Source organism: Thalassoglobus polymorphus (genome assembly GCF_007744255.1).
GTDB lineage: Bacteria > Planctomycetota > Planctomycetia > Planctomycetales > Planctomycetaceae > Thalassoglobus > Thalassoglobus polymorphus.
The window spans coordinates 2088331-2104301 of sequence record NZ_CP036267.1 but is presented as its reverse complement, the minus strand read 5'-3'; the positions used below and the strand labels follow the sequence as shown (position 1 = coordinate 2104301).

12 protein-coding genes are annotated in these 15971 nt (G+C 49.6%); 5 read left to right on the top strand and 7 right to left on the bottom strand.

Annotated elements, in window-relative coordinates; genetic code table 11:
• Positions 1–58 precede the first annotated feature (58 nt).
• From Mal48_RS07695 to Mal48_RS07685, 3 genes are all read right to left on the bottom strand, one after another.
• Entirely contained in the window at positions 59–934 is an 876-nt protein-coding gene (locus Mal48_RS07695; protein ID WP_197442153.1) for an SDR family NAD(P)-dependent oxidoreductase, read from the bottom strand.
• Between the two features lie 370 nt (positions 935–1304).
• Positions 1305–2063, bottom strand: a complete 759-nt coding sequence (locus Mal48_RS07690; protein ID WP_145197668.1) for a hypothetical protein — start codon at positions 2061–2063, stop codon at positions 1305–1307.
• A 54-nt stretch (positions 2064–2117) separates the two neighbouring features.
• Positions 2118–3728 carry a DUF1598 domain-containing protein gene (locus tag Mal48_RS07685; RefSeq protein ID WP_145197666.1) on the bottom strand — a complete coding sequence of 537 codons (1611 nt, stop codon included), beginning with the start codon at positions 3726–3728 and terminating at the stop codon, positions 2118–2120.
• A gap of 322 nt (positions 3729–4050) precedes the next feature.
• Here Mal48_RS07685 and mutM point away from each other — a divergent pair, with 322 nt between their 5' ends.
• A complete protein-coding gene (gene mutM, locus Mal48_RS07680) occupies positions 4051–4890 on the top strand; it encodes a bifunctional DNA-formamidopyrimidine glycosylase/DNA-(apurinic or apyrimidinic site) lyase (protein WP_145197664.1) in 840 nt (279 codons plus the stop codon).
• A gap of 63 nt (positions 4891–4953) precedes the next feature.
• Here the strand turns inward: mutM and Mal48_RS07675 are convergent, their stop codons facing one another.
• Positions 4954–6852 carry a protein kinase domain-containing protein gene (locus Mal48_RS07675; RefSeq protein WP_197442152.1) on the bottom strand — a complete coding sequence of 633 codons (1899 nt, stop codon included), beginning with the start codon at positions 6850–6852 and terminating at the stop codon, positions 4954–4956.
• Between the two features lie 480 nt (positions 6853–7332).
• Between Mal48_RS07675 and Mal48_RS07670 the strand changes: the two genes are divergently transcribed.
• The 4 genes from Mal48_RS07670 (at position 7333) to Mal48_RS07655 (ending at position 11349) form a co-directional block, all read left to right on the top strand.
• Positions 7333–8736 carry a right-handed parallel beta-helix repeat-containing protein gene (locus Mal48_RS07670; protein ID WP_145197660.1) on the top strand — a complete coding sequence of 468 codons (1404 nt, stop codon included), beginning with the start codon at positions 7333–7335 and terminating at the stop codon, positions 8734–8736.
• 425 nt (positions 8737–9161) lie between these two features.
• The gene (locus Mal48_RS07665; protein WP_145197658.1) at positions 9162–9566 is read left to right on the top strand and encodes a hypothetical protein; all 405 of its coding nucleotides are present in this window, start codon (positions 9162–9164) and stop codon (positions 9564–9566) included.
• Positions 9567–9662: 96 nt separating this feature from the next.
• Entirely contained in the window at positions 9663–9992 is a 330-nt protein-coding gene (locus Mal48_RS07660) for a YkgJ family cysteine cluster protein (protein WP_145197656.1), read from the top strand.
• A 52-nt stretch (positions 9993–10044) separates the two neighbouring features.
• A complete protein-coding gene (locus Mal48_RS07655; RefSeq protein WP_145197654.1) occupies positions 10045–11349 on the top strand; it encodes a hypothetical protein in 1305 nt (434 codons plus the stop codon).
• A gap of 153 nt (positions 11350–11502) precedes the next feature.
• On the opposite strand, the gene Mal48_RS07650 is transcribed toward Mal48_RS07655, so the two are convergent.
• From Mal48_RS07650 to Mal48_RS07640, 3 genes are all read right to left on the bottom strand, one after another.
• Positions 11503–11736: a hypothetical protein gene (locus Mal48_RS07650; RefSeq protein WP_145197652.1), complete on the bottom strand. Its 234-nt coding sequence runs from the start codon at positions 11734–11736 to the stop codon at positions 11503–11505.
• A 429-nt stretch (positions 11737–12165) separates the two neighbouring features.
• Positions 12166–12423, bottom strand: coding sequence for a hypothetical protein (locus Mal48_RS07645; RefSeq protein WP_145197650.1), 258 nt, complete (start codon positions 12421–12423; stop codon positions 12166–12168).
• Entirely contained in the window at positions 12423–15881 is a 3459-nt protein-coding gene (locus Mal48_RS07640) for a mechanosensitive ion channel domain-containing protein (protein ID WP_145197648.1), read from the bottom strand. The genes Mal48_RS07645 and Mal48_RS07640 overlap by 1 nt, the downstream gene beginning before the upstream one ends.
• Positions 15882–15971 lie beyond the last annotated feature (90 nt).

Below are 15971 nucleotides of genomic sequence, written 5' to 3'. Positions count from 1 at the left end.
CTTCCAGCTGCCCCAAACAAAAGAGCAACTATAGCGAACCGCAGCAGCGAAATGAACGTCAGCCAGTGGCGCGTCGGAGAGGTTTTTCTTCTTCAGCTGGTGCTGCCCATTCGTCGAACTTCAAAAGCTTCGCACTTGAGTCCGGCTCTTCAGCTTTCGTGGGCAGAAATTGTTGCATAGGAAGCGGAAAGGCTGCCGACCACCCCAAGGGAAGGGTAATTCCGGTGATCCAGCGTGCTTCTTGCGAGGCAACAAAAGCGACTGCAGCAGCTACATCTTGCGGCGAGCCGACTCCCAGGGGGTGGGCCTGACGGATCTGCTCTTCTGATTCGCTGGTCATATTAGCGACGTATTTATGGATCATTGGGGTATGAACCAGAGCAGGGGCAACACAAACGGCTCGGATTCCACGTGGGGCCAGTTCCATCGCAAGTGACTGAGTCAGTCCAATGATTCCCGCTTTCGTCGCAGAGTACGCAGGGAAACCACCACAGCCTGCGATTCCAAGAACTGAAGCAAGATTCACGATCGCACCGGACTGCTCGGTGAAATGCGGAATCGATGAACGAATGACTCGCATTGCTCCAGTCAGATTCACATCGAGAACCTGCTGCCATTGGTCGTCGTTTGTTTCTTCCAGCGTTGAAGAATGTTCAACACCCGCGTTGTTCACCAAAACGTCAATAGACTCGAAACGTTCGACGATAGCAGAAATCGCTGCGTCGACGGAAGTTTGCTGAGTGACATCACAAGCAAGTTCGAGGTACTCGGCTCCGCGCTTGTTCAGGCGATTTAGCAACCGCTTTGGGCGTTCGCGCCAGAGGATCGCGAGCTTTGCTCCCTCTTCAGCCAAGCGTTCGGCGATCGCACCACCGATCCCTCGGTCGTTCACACCGGTAATGACTACAACTTGATCTTGATATCGACCGTTCAAGCGTCCTGCTCCTGAAGCCTGTCCTCCAATGACAATACACCTGACAATCTTCTCAGAACCTCTCAAGCCATACAATACCCAAAGTTGCCACGAACTGACCAATTCTGAAATTTTGGAGAATCAAGCCACCAATAATGACGATGCCAATCGCCAAAACACCTGCTGGGATGCTCGCAATGTCAGGAATTTCCCTTTTCCACATCACTCTCATTCACATTACCTTTTCCCAGCGAGAGCGGGAAAGACCAGGAAGGCAGGGCATCGAAGAGCGAAAGTTCGTGGAGTTGGAACTTGCGTCACCGAGGCCTCCTCCGATGCGAACGCCGTCGCGCAACAACGCCGATTCCAACAATCTCCAGAAACTCGATCCCTATTTTTCTGGAGAGACCTTGCGTGAAATTCCCTGAAGATCGTCGAGTTCCTTTTGCAGCTTTTTCTTGACGCGTTTTTCCTGATTCTGGATCAACTGCTCGAAAACTTCCTGAAAGCCGTCTCCCAAGACCTCGACGAATTTCCCATCCAAAACGCCCACTTTACGAACATCAATATCTTTCAGTTTGAAATCAACATCTCGTACTTCAGCATTGAGGGAGAACTTCGGAATCGGATCGGTGATCGAGAATTGAGCCGTTGGTTTCAGCGTCACCACAAGTCGAACCCGGACGTCAGCATCTGCGATGGTTGTCCCGTTGATCCCTTTCACACCGTACACGTAATGAGCAAATGTCCCTTCGCACCGAGCACGTAATTTGGTCTCAATGAGATAGGCCTGCCCGTCAAAGTTCGGGAGTGTCGTTTCCTTGATTTCGAACTGAAAGTGCTTTTCAGGATTCACTAGCGAGGCGGAATACTTACGACAAAACCCATGTCGTACTTCTTTTTTCCGTTTCGAGATTCTGAGACCACGGATTCGAAACCCATCAAATCGTCCCGAAGTTTTATTCCAATACTTGTCGTTGAAATAAGGTTCGACCGAAGATTCGATGACCACAAAACGGACGAGTTCTTCAAGATTTGGTGCAACAGGATGTTGAGATTGCAGTGCCGGCTCCTCTGCGAAAGAAGCTCCGACCGCGAACATCAAAAGAAAAAACGAGAGGCAAACGCCCCTCGTTAATTGAAATTTCAAGTCTCCCTCCCTGGTGAGATCACATTGCTTCGCACTTGAAGGTGCAGCCCTCAATTAGTTGGCGTCCCACCACCAGCGGTTCTGTGGGACATCGACTGCTTTTGCGGCATCAGCGATTCCATCGAGCCTTGGCGATGTTTTGACGACTTGCGTGTCTTTCAACACGGAAGCCAAATCGGCTCGGACACCACCTGCGACTTGGAGAACAACATCTTTGCCGTTGAAGACGCGGTGCGACACAACAGATTCAGTCTGTTGTGGGACGGCATATGCCTCAGGATTGTAGGCTCCGTTCACGGCGAAGACGCCACGGTCCCAACCTGCTTTGTCATCAAGCTGATCTTTTTCAATCAAAGCAGCGACCAAGGCCAAGTCAAAGACACTTTGAAGGTCTGCGAAAATGGAATCTCTTTCAGCAAGTTCTGGATAGTGCTCGGTGAAGTTTTGAGCGAACAAACGATTCACAGGCTCTGCTTTTCCAGTGTTGACTCGTTCGCCTTTGTCGTTCAGGTACTGATTTTCTGAAAGACACTTCACAGCTGAGCCACGGATTTTGTACACATTCTGGTTTTCTGAGTGAAGAACTTCGTCGTACTTCATGGTCATCCACCATCGCATGGCATCCAGTCCACCACTCGCAAGAGCAGGGTCTTTCTTGAGGAGTTCGAAGTAGTCAGGAATGTTTGAACCAGCTTCGAGCTTGCCAATGCCGATCAGTTTCATGCGGTAGTCTGCTTCAACCAACACGCGGGCGACTCGACTATTCGCAGGAACACCGTAAACAGTGATGTCTTGCAATCCGAGAATCTCTCCGATTTTGCTGGACCAGCGGCGAACACCGGCTGGGCTCAACGGGCCGCGAGCCTGTGATGTGGCTGCGAATTCTTTCACAGCTTTGATGTTCTCTGGCTTTGGATCGATCGAGCAGCCGAAGATGTTCATTCCTTCAGGGCTGAAGGTTCGCATGACAGTCACCAAGTCATCGAGCTGAAGAATTGGACGACCGCTTTCGGTGCCGACGGCAGTACCGTACTCGTTGTACTCCCAACTTTCTGCTGGACCGCCGATGACGACTTCGCCGGTTTCAGGATAGACAAAAACGTATTCAACCTGAGAAAGACCAGCCAGTTGCTGCATCGATTCCAAAACAGGCTTGCCGCTAGCGATTCGCTCAGCGATCAATTTTTCGAGTCGAGTCAGTGAAACGAGACGCAAGTTTGACTGGCGTGCCATCTCTTCATTCAAGGCAGCTTTGCGAGCCTTAATACCCATTGCAGCCAGAACGCCGCTCAGGTCTTTCTTCGAAGTCATTGCAAGAACGCCGTTTGGATCAACACGAACTCCACTTTCGAACTCGCTGATTGTTCCCCCTTCTTGCTCGATCTCGAACCAAGGTCCGGACGTCTGATCCTGAATCAATTCAATCAGTGAATCGAAATCGGCTCCGGTCCCCCCTTGAAGGGTCTGACGCCGAGCTTTCTCGACAACCGCCGTTCGTCGCGTTGTCGCTTCATTTCCAGCGGCAAATTCGCCAGCTGCAAAGAATCCCTCTGCGACATCTGCATCCTGAGCGAACACCGGGACATTGAACACAACGCTCATCGTCAATACTGCCGCAATTTGCATTGCGGACCATGTGCGTTGTTTTAGTATTTCAAATCTCATTGTTCAGTCACTCCAACGGAATGGTAGAAGGGTCGCGACGGTAGAATATCAGTGCATACGATTAAACATGTGAACCGACACCATTTCCTAGCATCGTCTTATGTCATGCACACGTCAAGAACTTTTGAGGAAAGTTTATCGGTACTCTGGAGACTGTTCAAACGGGTCAAAAGAATGAGAACAGTCGATACAATTCCTTAAGAAGCTACAAGCGTTGTGAGGTTTATTCCGAATGTTCTGATGAAACGCATTTGACGACCATCAGGTTCTTCAAGAGACAGACGACGTTCGCCCCCTTAATTCGCCCGAAGATGATGCTCTTATGCCCGAACTCCCAGAAGTTGAAACGATGGTCCGCGGAATCCGCCCCGCGATGCAAGGCTACAAGCTCGTAGAGTTGCGGGCCTGTCCCTGTACAAAAAAACCGCTCAGCGTCACTCCAGCTCTTAATGAATTCACACAGCGTGTTCGCGGACAGAAAGTCGAGGCTGTGGAGCGAAAGGCAAAACGGATCGTCATTCGGTTCAAAGAGGACGTCATAGTCTTTGAACCTCGAATGACCGGTTTGGCACTGCTGTCCGACCCGCCGAGCCTCGAACATTTGAGGTTCGAGTTTTGTCTCTCTCGCGGAAAGCAAAAGCAGTCTGTCTGGATTTGGGACCGGCGAGGTCTCGGAACATTGCGATTGATGTCGCATCAGGAATTTGACGTTGCCCTTGGAGAACACGTTCTTGGTCCGGATGCTTTGGAGATCTCTGTCGACGAACTGTTGGCACGTCTGAAAGAAACGAAGCGAGCAATCAAAGTTGCGTTGCTGGACCAAAAGCTGGTTGCGGGTGTTGGGAACCTTTATGCCAGCGAAATTCTTCACGAAGCCAGGATCTCTCCGAAAACAGAAGCTGCAAAGCTTTCGCGTCAGCGAGTTGACCGGATTCACAAAGCGATGAATCGTATTCTTCACGAAGCCATTCAGTATGAAGGCTCAACGCTGAACGATGGGACTTATCGAAATGCTCTGAATCAGAATGGATCGTACCAGAACAAACATTGTGTGTACGCGAAGGAAGGAGAGCCATGCAAAACTTGTGAGACCTCATCAATTCGGCGAATCGTTCAGGCTCAACGTTCTACTTTCTACTGCCCCAAGTGCCAGAAGAGATAACCCGCAGTTCCCAGTCTCGGGTAAAACGACCGACTCGCAATCCAACCTGATCGCGAAAGATGATCAGTCACTGAAGATCACAGTTTCGTCTTGATCCTTGGTCGGAGCCAGTTGCGTTTCAAGACTCGGAATCAAAACATGGGACGCATTCTTTCGAGAACTGTCTACATGCTCTTTCCACCATTGTTGAGCCTCTTCAAACGACCATGAGTTTGCAGCCTGGCACCGGCCGAGTTGGCTCGCCAGTTCCATCACTCCTTGTGGGCGATCTGCCGATTTTTTTTGAAGGCAGCTTTGAATAATTGCTCGAAACTCATCAGAGCAGGGCATCTCCCCGAACTTTGGAGTCTCAGCGACTTGTGCACGAAGAAGTTGAGGCAACGTCAGATTTTCGAACAGCAACTTTCCGGTGATGCAGAAATAGGCGACGGCTCCCAATGCGTAGAGATCCGTTCGTTCGTCAACGAGATCGGGAGCCTGGATTGCTTCGGGAGCCATATACGCAGGCGTCCCCATAATCTTGCAAGAGTCAGGTAAATCAGGAATTTCATCTTTCACTGCAACCAGTCCAAAGTCGAGAACTTTCACAAAATCATGGGCTCCGCCACAGACTGTCAAAGCAATATTTTCTGCTTTGATGTCACGATGAACTAACCCTTTTGAATGAGCTTCTGCCAACGAGCCGCAAACCTGACAGAGAAGATGAATGACGCGATCTTCCGGCAGGGGACCGTAATTCGCAACGAGCTCGCTCAAGCTCATCCCTTTCAGATATTCCATCACATAGTACAGCGTTCCATCGGACGTCATTCCGTAGTCATACACTTGAACTGTGTGCGGACTTGAAAGCTCGCTGGTGATGTGTGCTTCGACTTCAAAACGCTCCAGAACCTGCTGGCTCAATGTTGCGGTCTTCAACATCTTCACAGCTGCCGGTCGCCGTAACATGGAATGCCGTGCGCGATAAACGACGCCGACTCCTCCCTGTCCGATCTTCTCTTCTAACGTATAGCTACCAAGAGTTCGCTCAACCCAGCTCACCTGTTCCTGATTCTCTTGGATGGCGGCACAGGCGAGTCGACTCAGGCGGTCGCCGAGTGTTGTTCTCATAGGCGATGTTCCGATCAACGTAGTCAACTCTTCATCCACGTCTGCAGCGGCCTGCAAGAAATCAAATTCAGGGATTTGCTTTTGATACTCCATTAAAAGCGATATCCCTTTTGGTTCCTGTTGAAACGTTCCGGGTAGCAATCCGCTCACTGCCACAGCTCCAATTTCCGAGCGAACAAGTAATTCGTTTCGCAAGATTTCATCATGTGAATGGTGCATCACCACACTTGCGACGACACCGTCAGCGAAGTTCCATTGTGAAAGCAACGCAGCCGTGAAGATTGAGTGATCACCATTGAGTTGGCCGTTCTCAAGTTCAACGAGCCTGTTTTTCTCGGGGCGGTAGGTCTCGTAGAGTTCGGAATGAGCTTCCATTAAATGTGGAAGCAATAGATCTTGCAGCAGGGCAGAAATGTAGGCCACTTCTGGATCACCGCCCGTCATTCCACAGACTCGCCGAGCGTATAACGCACGTTCCTGAGACTCTAAAAGCAGGTTTCTCATCTGCTTGTGCGAGCCCGAACATTTGCTCATCGAGGCTTGAATGGCTGCGCTCATGACAAGCATTTTACAGCGTTGAAGACCAAGTATTCCGATAGCGCGCGAAATCGACGAGACCCGCTCTCGCAGCATCATTTGTGAACCATTCACAATCCGCAGAACGCTGGTGGCAATTTCTGAATCCTTCTCAATCAGCAATGCCAGTTCATTCAGCGGAGTGCTCGGTCGGTCAACAAGTTGTAAAAATTCGGCGATGCACTGAGGAGGACGCGGAATCTGAATCCGAGACGGTAGCTGCGGGAGCGATTGACCTTGCAACCTCTGAGCAATCAATTCCTGCCAGTTGAGCATTGATTCTGCACGATCATTTTGGAGACGCCGTAAAAGTTTGACGGGACGAATAACAGATGAAGGTCTTGGTCCTTCCATAAAATTCCAATGGGTCCAAATCTCGTTCCACCTGAATCAAGTCGGCGTCAGGGCGGCCACACGACCTCAGACCTCAATACGACTTTATCACTTCATGAGAGATGTGCATGATCAACATCTGGATCTCAGCACGTAAACCATGGCAACCGGAACTGACGAGCTAAAAGAGTCTCACCGAAGAAACAGTTGCACCGATTAATCCGATGATTTCTCATGCCGAATGCAGGAAGATTCCGCACATCGAAGGGGATTCCCCCGGCACAGTCACTCGAAAACTGATGAACGATATGTCAGTATCTTCCGAACCGACTTTGTATTTTTTTCGTCCTCGCTGACGACTGCACAAAACAACAACACTTAACAACACTGACGATTACACTGCCCCAATTGGAAGACAACACTATGAGACGCTTCGCGACTTTCAACAGCCTCAATTACTCACGACTCTTTACGTGTCTGTGCATCGGAATGTTCATTTCGGGAATTGCAGTTTGCACTACCGAAGCCCAGGAAGCAGCCAACACTCCCAAACTCGTCGGAGATGGAACGACCGACAACACAACTGTGATCAATCAATGGATTTCGGAGAAGAAAGCACCACTCACATTTCCTAAAGGCGTTTTTCGAATTACCAAAACCATCGAAATCGATCTCGACAAAACCGGCCCCATTTCTATCAGTGGAGACGGAACAGCGACCGTTCTCATGGATGGCCCAGGTCCGGCGTTTCGCTTCATCGGGACACATGAAGGGACTGCCGCCCCCAGAACAGTGAAAGAGAATGTCTGGAAAAATCAGCGATCGCCAATGGTCGAAGGAGTTGAAATCGTTGGAAATCATCCCGAAGCAAACGGCATCGAAGTGACCGGAACAATGCAGGCCACAATCACACGGGTTGTGCTCCGCAAATTGCATCACGGCATCCACCTTGTCAAACGCAACCGGAATGTCTTAATCGCTGACTGCCATATCTATGAGAACAGTGGTGTCGGTATTTTTTATGACAAAGTCAGCCTGCACCAGTCAAACATCATCGGCTGTCACATCAGCTACAACAAGCTGGGAGGCATCGTGAACAAGGGAGGCGACGTCCGCAATATTCATATTGGAACGTGTGATATTGAAGGAAACATGGGCGGTCCCGATTCAACTCCCAGTGCCAATATTGAACTCGACTCGCGAGGGGGCTCAGTCGCTGAGGTTGCTATTGTCGGTTGCACGATTCAACACGACCACCACTCACCGAATTCCGCCAACATTCGATACCATGGCGAAAGCACTCCGCGACCGTTCACCGACGAAACACGTCATGGACATCTCACCATCGCGGATAACGTTCTTTCCGATGTGCACGTCAACATCGAAATCACTAACGCTCGCAGTGTCGCGATTACAGGCAACACCGTCTGGAAAGGCTACGAACACAACCTGAAGATCACAGGGTCTGAAAGTGTGGTTGTCACAGGCAACATGTTCGACCGGAACCCGCGCTACCACTATGGAGATGGAGCCCTCAGCAAAGACGCGATTCTGATTGAGAACTCAACAGGTGTCACCTTCTCTGCGAATCACATCACAGGTATCAAATTCGGAAAGGGAGTTGTGAATGTCCAGAACTGCAAACGAGTGAACATTACGAACTGCTCTATTCTGGATTGCGCTCCGTACGGTGTACTTCTTGAGAACACAACAGAATCAAGAGTCTCTGACTGCCTGATCAAGGGTGACGAGCTAATTTCCGCAGTCAAGGAAATTGCAGGGAAAGACAATTTCGTTGCAGCAGAGCTGCGGCCAGAAACGAAATAGAAAGTCGTTCAGACATGTTTGATTCAGAGCTTTTCTGAAAACTGTCATCCAGCGATAAAACAGTGGGAAAATCCCTCCCATTATGGTTCCTGAAGAACTCCTCAAGCACTTCTGACTGGTGATTTTGAATATATCTCCTAGAATAGTGTATGGTGCCTCTCCAAATACTGATGCCATGCGTCATTGACTCAGAATTTGCTAAACCAGTCCCAAGTTACCGGGCTGGCTCTCAGGCTGAATAGTGCCTGACAAAGCACACCGCTGAGCACATTACTGAGCACACCACTGACCTATCAGAACAACATGACTTGGATAACTCATAGGCCTCTATTTGAATAGAGGCCTCGAATCAAACAACTTTAAACAACCGAGCGCAGCTTCAAGACTCAGCTCGTATTCAAAACTCGATTTAAGGAAATACTGAGATGTTGAACAAGCAACTTCTGACCTGTTTCATCCTCACACTCGGGATGGCAACAGGATGTGCAAACAAATCCGAAACGACGACTGAGACCGAACCAGCAGCGACTGAAGAGGTGACAGATGTCGAACTTGGTGAAGCAGCAGCGCCAGAACTCTCTGCAGAAGACAAAGCGTTGGTCGAAGCTCAAATATTCTGCCCAGTTGGTGGTGAGCTTGGTGGAATGGGAACGCCTGTCAAAGTGATGGTCGATGGTCAACCCATCTTCATCTGCTGTGAAGGATGCCGAGGACCTCTTCTCGAAGATCCTGAAAAGTATCTTGCCGAACTGGAAGAAAAGAAAAAGAAAGCCGCTGAAAAAGAAGCAGAATCTTCAGAAGACGCAGAGACAGAAGGCGCGACTTCGTAGTCGGTCTCTAACAGAATCGAAAGAGCCTCTGGCGACAGATCCCGGAGGCTCATTTTTTTTGAACTCAAATTATTGCTCGCTAAAAAAAAGACCTATATGCTTAAACACTCCGAGATTGCCAATCTTCCAATAATTGAGAGTTGTGAAGGATGTGGAGCCTGCTGTATGCAAACCCCGGTTCCACCTTTTGTGGTGATTGACGGACAACATGAAGCAAAGCTGCGAAACGTCCCCGAAGGTTTGATCGCAGAAATCATGCCATCTTGGGAGATCCGATTCAACCTGCAAGAAAATCCCTGCATGTGGTTCGACCCTGAAACTTTGGCTTGTCAGCACTATGAGCACCGTCCGCAGGCGTGTCGGGATTTTGAGATCAACTGCTCTTCTTGCCATTCTATTCGTGACAGATGCGGTATCGGAAGCTAAAATGGACACGCAGGTCCGCTTTAGTTTCATCTGAGATTTGGGAGCTCCGAAAATGCTGCCGTTCAACCGATACACCTTTGCAATCGCCTCGCTGATCATCATCGGGAACTGCACATCAGCGGTTGCTCAGCTTGAGTTTGAAGCAGCACCGATCAACTACTCTGATTCGGCCCCCACTGATTCTATCGCTCAGCTTCAAAAGCAACTCGACGAAGGTAAGCTCGAACTGAAGTACGATGAAAAGACCGGCTACCTTCCAGCGATCCTGGACGCTCTGAAGATTCCTCGCTCTTCACAAATGCTCGTCTTCTCTAAAACAAGCCTGCAACTTCGCCGTATCACTCCTAAAAAACCGCGCGCCCTCTACTTCAACGACGACACTTACGTCGGCTTTGTTCAAGGTGGGGATGTCATTGAGATTTCGACTGCCGACCCTCAACTGGGCGGAGTCTTCTACAGCCTCGACACGACAAAAGTTGATCGACCTCAACTGGTCCGAGACCAAGGGCAGTGCATTACGTGCCATGCTTCTTCGAGAACAGAAGGGGTCCCGGGACATTTGATGCGATCTGTATTTGCTGACCGTTCCGGTCAACCTCACTATGGATCAGGGACATACACCACGAAACAGTCCAGCCCGTTCGAGAAACGGTTTGGAGCTTGGTACGTCAGCGGGACACATGGAGAGATGAGACATATGGGGAATGTCATTTCTCCGAAAAACGTCCGGCTCGATTCCCTGGACAGAGAAACCGGTGCAAACCTTACCGACATCAGCGATCTCGTTGATACAACCCCATATCTGGAAGAGACCAGCGATCTGGTCGCATTGATGGTTCTCGCACATCAACTCGAATTGCACAACTTGTTAACGCGTGGCAATTTCGAAGCTCGCAGCGCTTTGCATTACAACACTGTGATGAACAAAGCCTTGGAACGCGAGGAAGATTATATCAGTGATTCAACACACAGACGCGTCGCCAGTGTGGGTGAGAGAATCGTTGCCTGCATGTTGTTTGCGGACGAATTCCAGTTAACTTCTCCAATTCAAGGGGTGTCCAGTTTTCGCGAGGATTTCGAATCTTGTGGAAAAAGAGACTCCAAAGGGCGGTCGCTTCGCGATTTTGATTTGCAATCCCGCATCTTCAAATACCCGTGCAGCTACTTAATTTACTCAGAAGCTTTCGACGCTTTACCCATAATCATGAAGGATTATGTGTCAAAGCGTCTTATCGAGGTTCTAGAAAGCTCCCCCGAGGATGATGAATTCGAGAACCTGACGAAATCTGATCGACAGAACATTCTGGAAATTCTTCGCGAGACCAAGCCAACATTATTCGCAAAATCTGTCGACTAAAACACTCTCATGCCTCTTGTTCCCGTGAAGAGTGCTTTTCTTGTGACGAAACTCTCAAATCCACGAGATTTGCCAAGGACATCTTTTTCAGAGAATCGCTAGAGCATCAATGCGATAAGCCGGACACGAGTTGTGTCCGGCTCATCGCATTTTTCATCTCACGCTGCATTCGTTCGGCTTAGTATCGATTGCTGTGTCCGTTGTTGCTGTGGCCACTGTTGTGGTGACTCGCGTGATGCCCACCATGATGCCCGCCATGATGATTGTTGTGGCTTTTGAAATGTCCGTGTGAATTGTGGTGCGAGTTGTGATGGTTGTTGTAATGACCACCGAAGTGATGCCCTCCAAAATGACGGTTGTTGTGGTGTGAATTGAAGTGTCCGCCATGGTGATTATTCAATTTGTGATGAGAGTTGAAATGCCCGCCGTGATTGCTCCCATGGTGGCTGCTTCCATGATGATTGCCGTTGAAACTCCGATTCGATGAGCTTGATCGGTTCCCGGAGAAATTTTTGTATCGTGATGAAGACGAGCCACCTGAACTACGCTGACCAAAACTGCTGCGGGAAGATGATGATGAGCGGTTGAATGATGAGTTGCTACGGCCCGAGTTGGATCTTGAGTCAGCCAAAGATGTTTCAGCGAAGAAACCAGCGAAAACAGTCACAGTGAACAGGCAGTTGAGGGTTGAGCGAAACATCTTCATTCTCCGGTCTGTTGTTTTGAGTTTTTGGTGTTGGCCCTGTTGGCCGGTAAAACTCTCAGCGGAGAATCAAAAAGCATGTGACACGTTTTCTCAGAAAAAAACGCCTTTCATCAAAGATAGTCCAAAATCAAAGAATCACTCAGCCGCAAAAGATACTCAAAAAACACACCACAAAGCTGCAACCCACTGCAGCCAAGAGGATTATAACGCACCAGCAGAGTCTCAGTATGCGTCATCGTTGGATGAAGGTTCGCCAGTACAAGCTCAAGAGCAGAACCATATTCAGTGATGATTTGAAGAAATGATGCAACACCTTGACCAACGCCAAGAGATCCGGCGAAGCCATGCAATTGTGAGAAATTGATCATTAATTGGTCGAGGGGATCTCACTCAGGTCCGGCAGGTCAGAGTTGTTCTGTTCGAGGTTCAACATTTCTGCAGGCATCGAACGGACATGAAGATCTCGTTGAGGGAATGCGATTTCGATCGAATGTTCTTTGAACAGGTCATCAATGGCTGTGTTCAGTTCATGCTTGAGTCGACGGTATGTGAACAGGCCATTGACGTAGAGGCGCAACTCTAAGTTTAGCGTACTGTCACCGAACTCAGAGAAGACAACAACCGGTTCCGGTTCATCGAGAACGTTGGGATTCTTCTCGGCAATTTCGTAGAGAAGTTTTGTTGCAAGCCGTGTGTCGCTTCCGTATGCAATGCCAACTTTCAAGATGACGCGGAGCGTGGGACTTGAGAGTGTCCAGTTGACCAGATTCCCGGTCACAAATTCCCGATTTGGAACAATGAGTTCTTTGTTGTCCCAATCGAGGACAGTTGTCGCTCGGATTTGAATGCGCGTGACGGTCCCTGTGATCTCACCGATTGTCACCGTATCGCCAACTCGAATCGGTCTTTCGAACAATAAAATAATCCCGGAAACAAAGTTTGCAAAGATCTCCTGCAAGCCGAATCCGAGCCCGACACTCATCGCAGCCAAAAGCCATTGCACGCTCGACCATCCGATTCCAATCCCACGAAAACTGAGGACCAGTCCCGTCACGACGATGAGATAACGAGAAACCGTACTCGCTGCATATCTTGCCCCTGCGTCCATGGGGAGTCGTTGCAGAATGGAAATTTCCAACAGTCCGGGGAGGTTACTCGAAGCGAAGAGGGTCAGTGCAAGAATCGTCACTGAAGTGAGAAAATCAGCGACTGTGACAGGAATCGGAAGGCCATCTGAGGAGAGGCCAGCGATTCCATTATCCCAGCCTATCGAAATTCTTCCCAAAACTCCCAGTGCCGGGAGGACATCACTCCAAATCATGTACATAGCAACCAGTAAGCTTGCGCCGCCGGTCAATCGCAGTAAGCTGCGGACCTGAACATTGATGTCTGTCAGTCGAAGTTCGGGAGTAGCATCAGGGGGGATTGGCTGGTCATTTTCATTCTGTGCCGCCTGCAAAATCTGTTTTCTGCGTTCCTGTGCACGACGAATTGCTAACTTACGGTAAGTCACCAACAACCAGCGGAAGAGGAACGAAATGACCAGCACGATGATGAGGGTATAGCCGGTCGTCGTTGCGACGCGTCGAGTCAATTGAATTGAGGTGTAGTGAAAACCGGTCGCAGACATGATCGCTAATGCGACTGGGACGAAGAGTAAAACTGTCGTCCAGACCCAACGAGCTCTCCAGAGAAGTGACTCGGGAAATTCCTGTCCAAGATTCTGCAAAATCGGACTCGATGGTCGCACCAGTCGATAAAGAGCCAGTTCAACAAATATCATTGAGGCAATAAACGCCACGCGGCCGAATGTCGCAGCGATGTCATCGTCCCCAAATTTCTCAGTAAAAATCAACACGAAGAGAGCCGGAATCAACGTCATCTCCAGCATCCGCATCGTTTGCCGGATCGTTGATAGAGATTTGTCGGACCACTCGAAGTGTGCATCACCAAGGCCGTGGTTCTGTGCGACTTGCCGGGACATCGCCAGAACAAACCAGATGTAGGCGATGAGCTGTGAGGTCTCCCCGATTGTACGAAGAGTGTTTTCACCTTGGCTGAGAAACACCATCCGCCAACCGAAACTATAAACAAGCAACGGAATCGGAAGAGCAATGAGTAACGTGTATACGAGCGTTTTCAGCGTGGGGAGAATCGTGACGCAATTCGGACGTTCTGCAAGTTCTCCAATTTTCTTGACCAGGGACTTCAGTTTGGATCGAAGAACAAAAAGTCCGGCAGTTGTGATGAAGCACAAAACCCAGACCCAGCTATTCCGGCTGAGATCATTCAACAAGATTTCGCGGAAGCGTTGCCATTGCATCGGAGATGCCAGAATGCGAGTTGCATCGGCAAACATGCTTAGGTGTGTTCCAAGAACGCCTGTACTGCGGACCCACAGAACGTGTTCTGCCAACCATTGAGCTTCATGCTCAACTTTTGAGAGTAGGCGTTTCTCTGTACTGTCGAGCCGGACAAGCAGATCGAGTTTTGAACTTCCGTTCGCTGTGAGATTGCTTAAGATTTTCAAGCGTGAAGTCAGCAGTTCTCGAACCTGCTCTTGTAAGTCTTCCAGGTTGGCGGACCGGGTAGAATCTTCAAGAGTGTTAAGAATCCGCATCGTTGCAGCATCCAGATCGACCAACGTTTTTCGTTCTGCTTGCCATTCCATCAACTGCAAGTTGAGTGAATTGATCTCATTGCGGCGGTTCTGAATCCGGGCGCGCATCACGTCTTGATCTGGTAGTGTGACTCGACGACTTCGTAAGAGTACGCCCACTGCCTGAGAATACTCCGCTGCTTCCGCTCTTTCCTGCAACGCTCGAAACTCTTCCTCCCTTGCATCGAGTTGAGAATGAACCTGATCCAACTCAGCCTGAGTCGTCTGAAGAGTGTCAGTCAACAGACTGTTCTCTTTCGCAAGTGTTGAATTACGCTTCGCAACGTCTCGAATAGATGAATGCGACAAAGTCAACGCTCGAGTCGCCTCTTTCTCTTCACGTTCCGCTTGTTCCATCCGAACATCTGCAAGCCGCTGTTGCCACACCTGAGCAATGTGTTCTGCTTCTTGCAGTTCTAACGTTTTGAGATCCTGTTCGAGCGTCCAGCGACGCGATGTCGCTTCGTAGGTGCGAATTTCCTGTTCAATCTGAGCGATTTCTCGACGAAGACGATGTAGTCGGGTTTGGAGTCTCGTTTGACGAATTGTCGTCAGTTCCAGACTTTCTTCTTCAGGAGGTGGAGCAGCCACTTTCGCGGTGGTCTCTTCAAGTTGCTGCTCCAGCTGCGTGCGGAGTTCCGAGAGTTGAGGGCGTCGCGTATTTCGACGATCACGTTCCAAGGTCAGTTTCTGTAACTCATCTTCAAGATCATTGACCCTTTCTTCAGCGTCTTGCCAGTGCTTGGTGAGCTGATCCAGCTCTGTCACGTCATCGAAATTGATTTCAGAAAACTTCGGTTCGGTTTTGCGGTTTTCCAGGATTTTCTCAAGCGCCATCACACGTTGTGGGGATCCATCGAGCTCTTCTCGAAGTTTTGCAATCAGTTCATCTGACTGGTTGGCTACCTGAAGGTTCTCGATCGCTTTGGCGAAATGGGCGTCGATTTGCCCACGCACGTCTTCGCTGAGATCAGCATCTTGAGAAGCAACTTGCCGCTGATCCGTCAGTTCTGAAATGGTCGGGAGCGCCGGCTTTCCCTGCGGGATTGTGCTCGCCGACTCGGAATCGGGCTTCTTTGGAACCTCCTGAGCAACGAGCGATGCCCCAGTCACAAATACGAGAAAGAACCAGACGACCAATAGACGAAAACGAGAAGAATAATCCATAAAACCTCTATGCTTGAATCACTTGTAGCCCCCAATCCTACCACAAATGCCTGTTTTGTGTTTGTTTCAACTTGTTTTCTTGCGACAAGA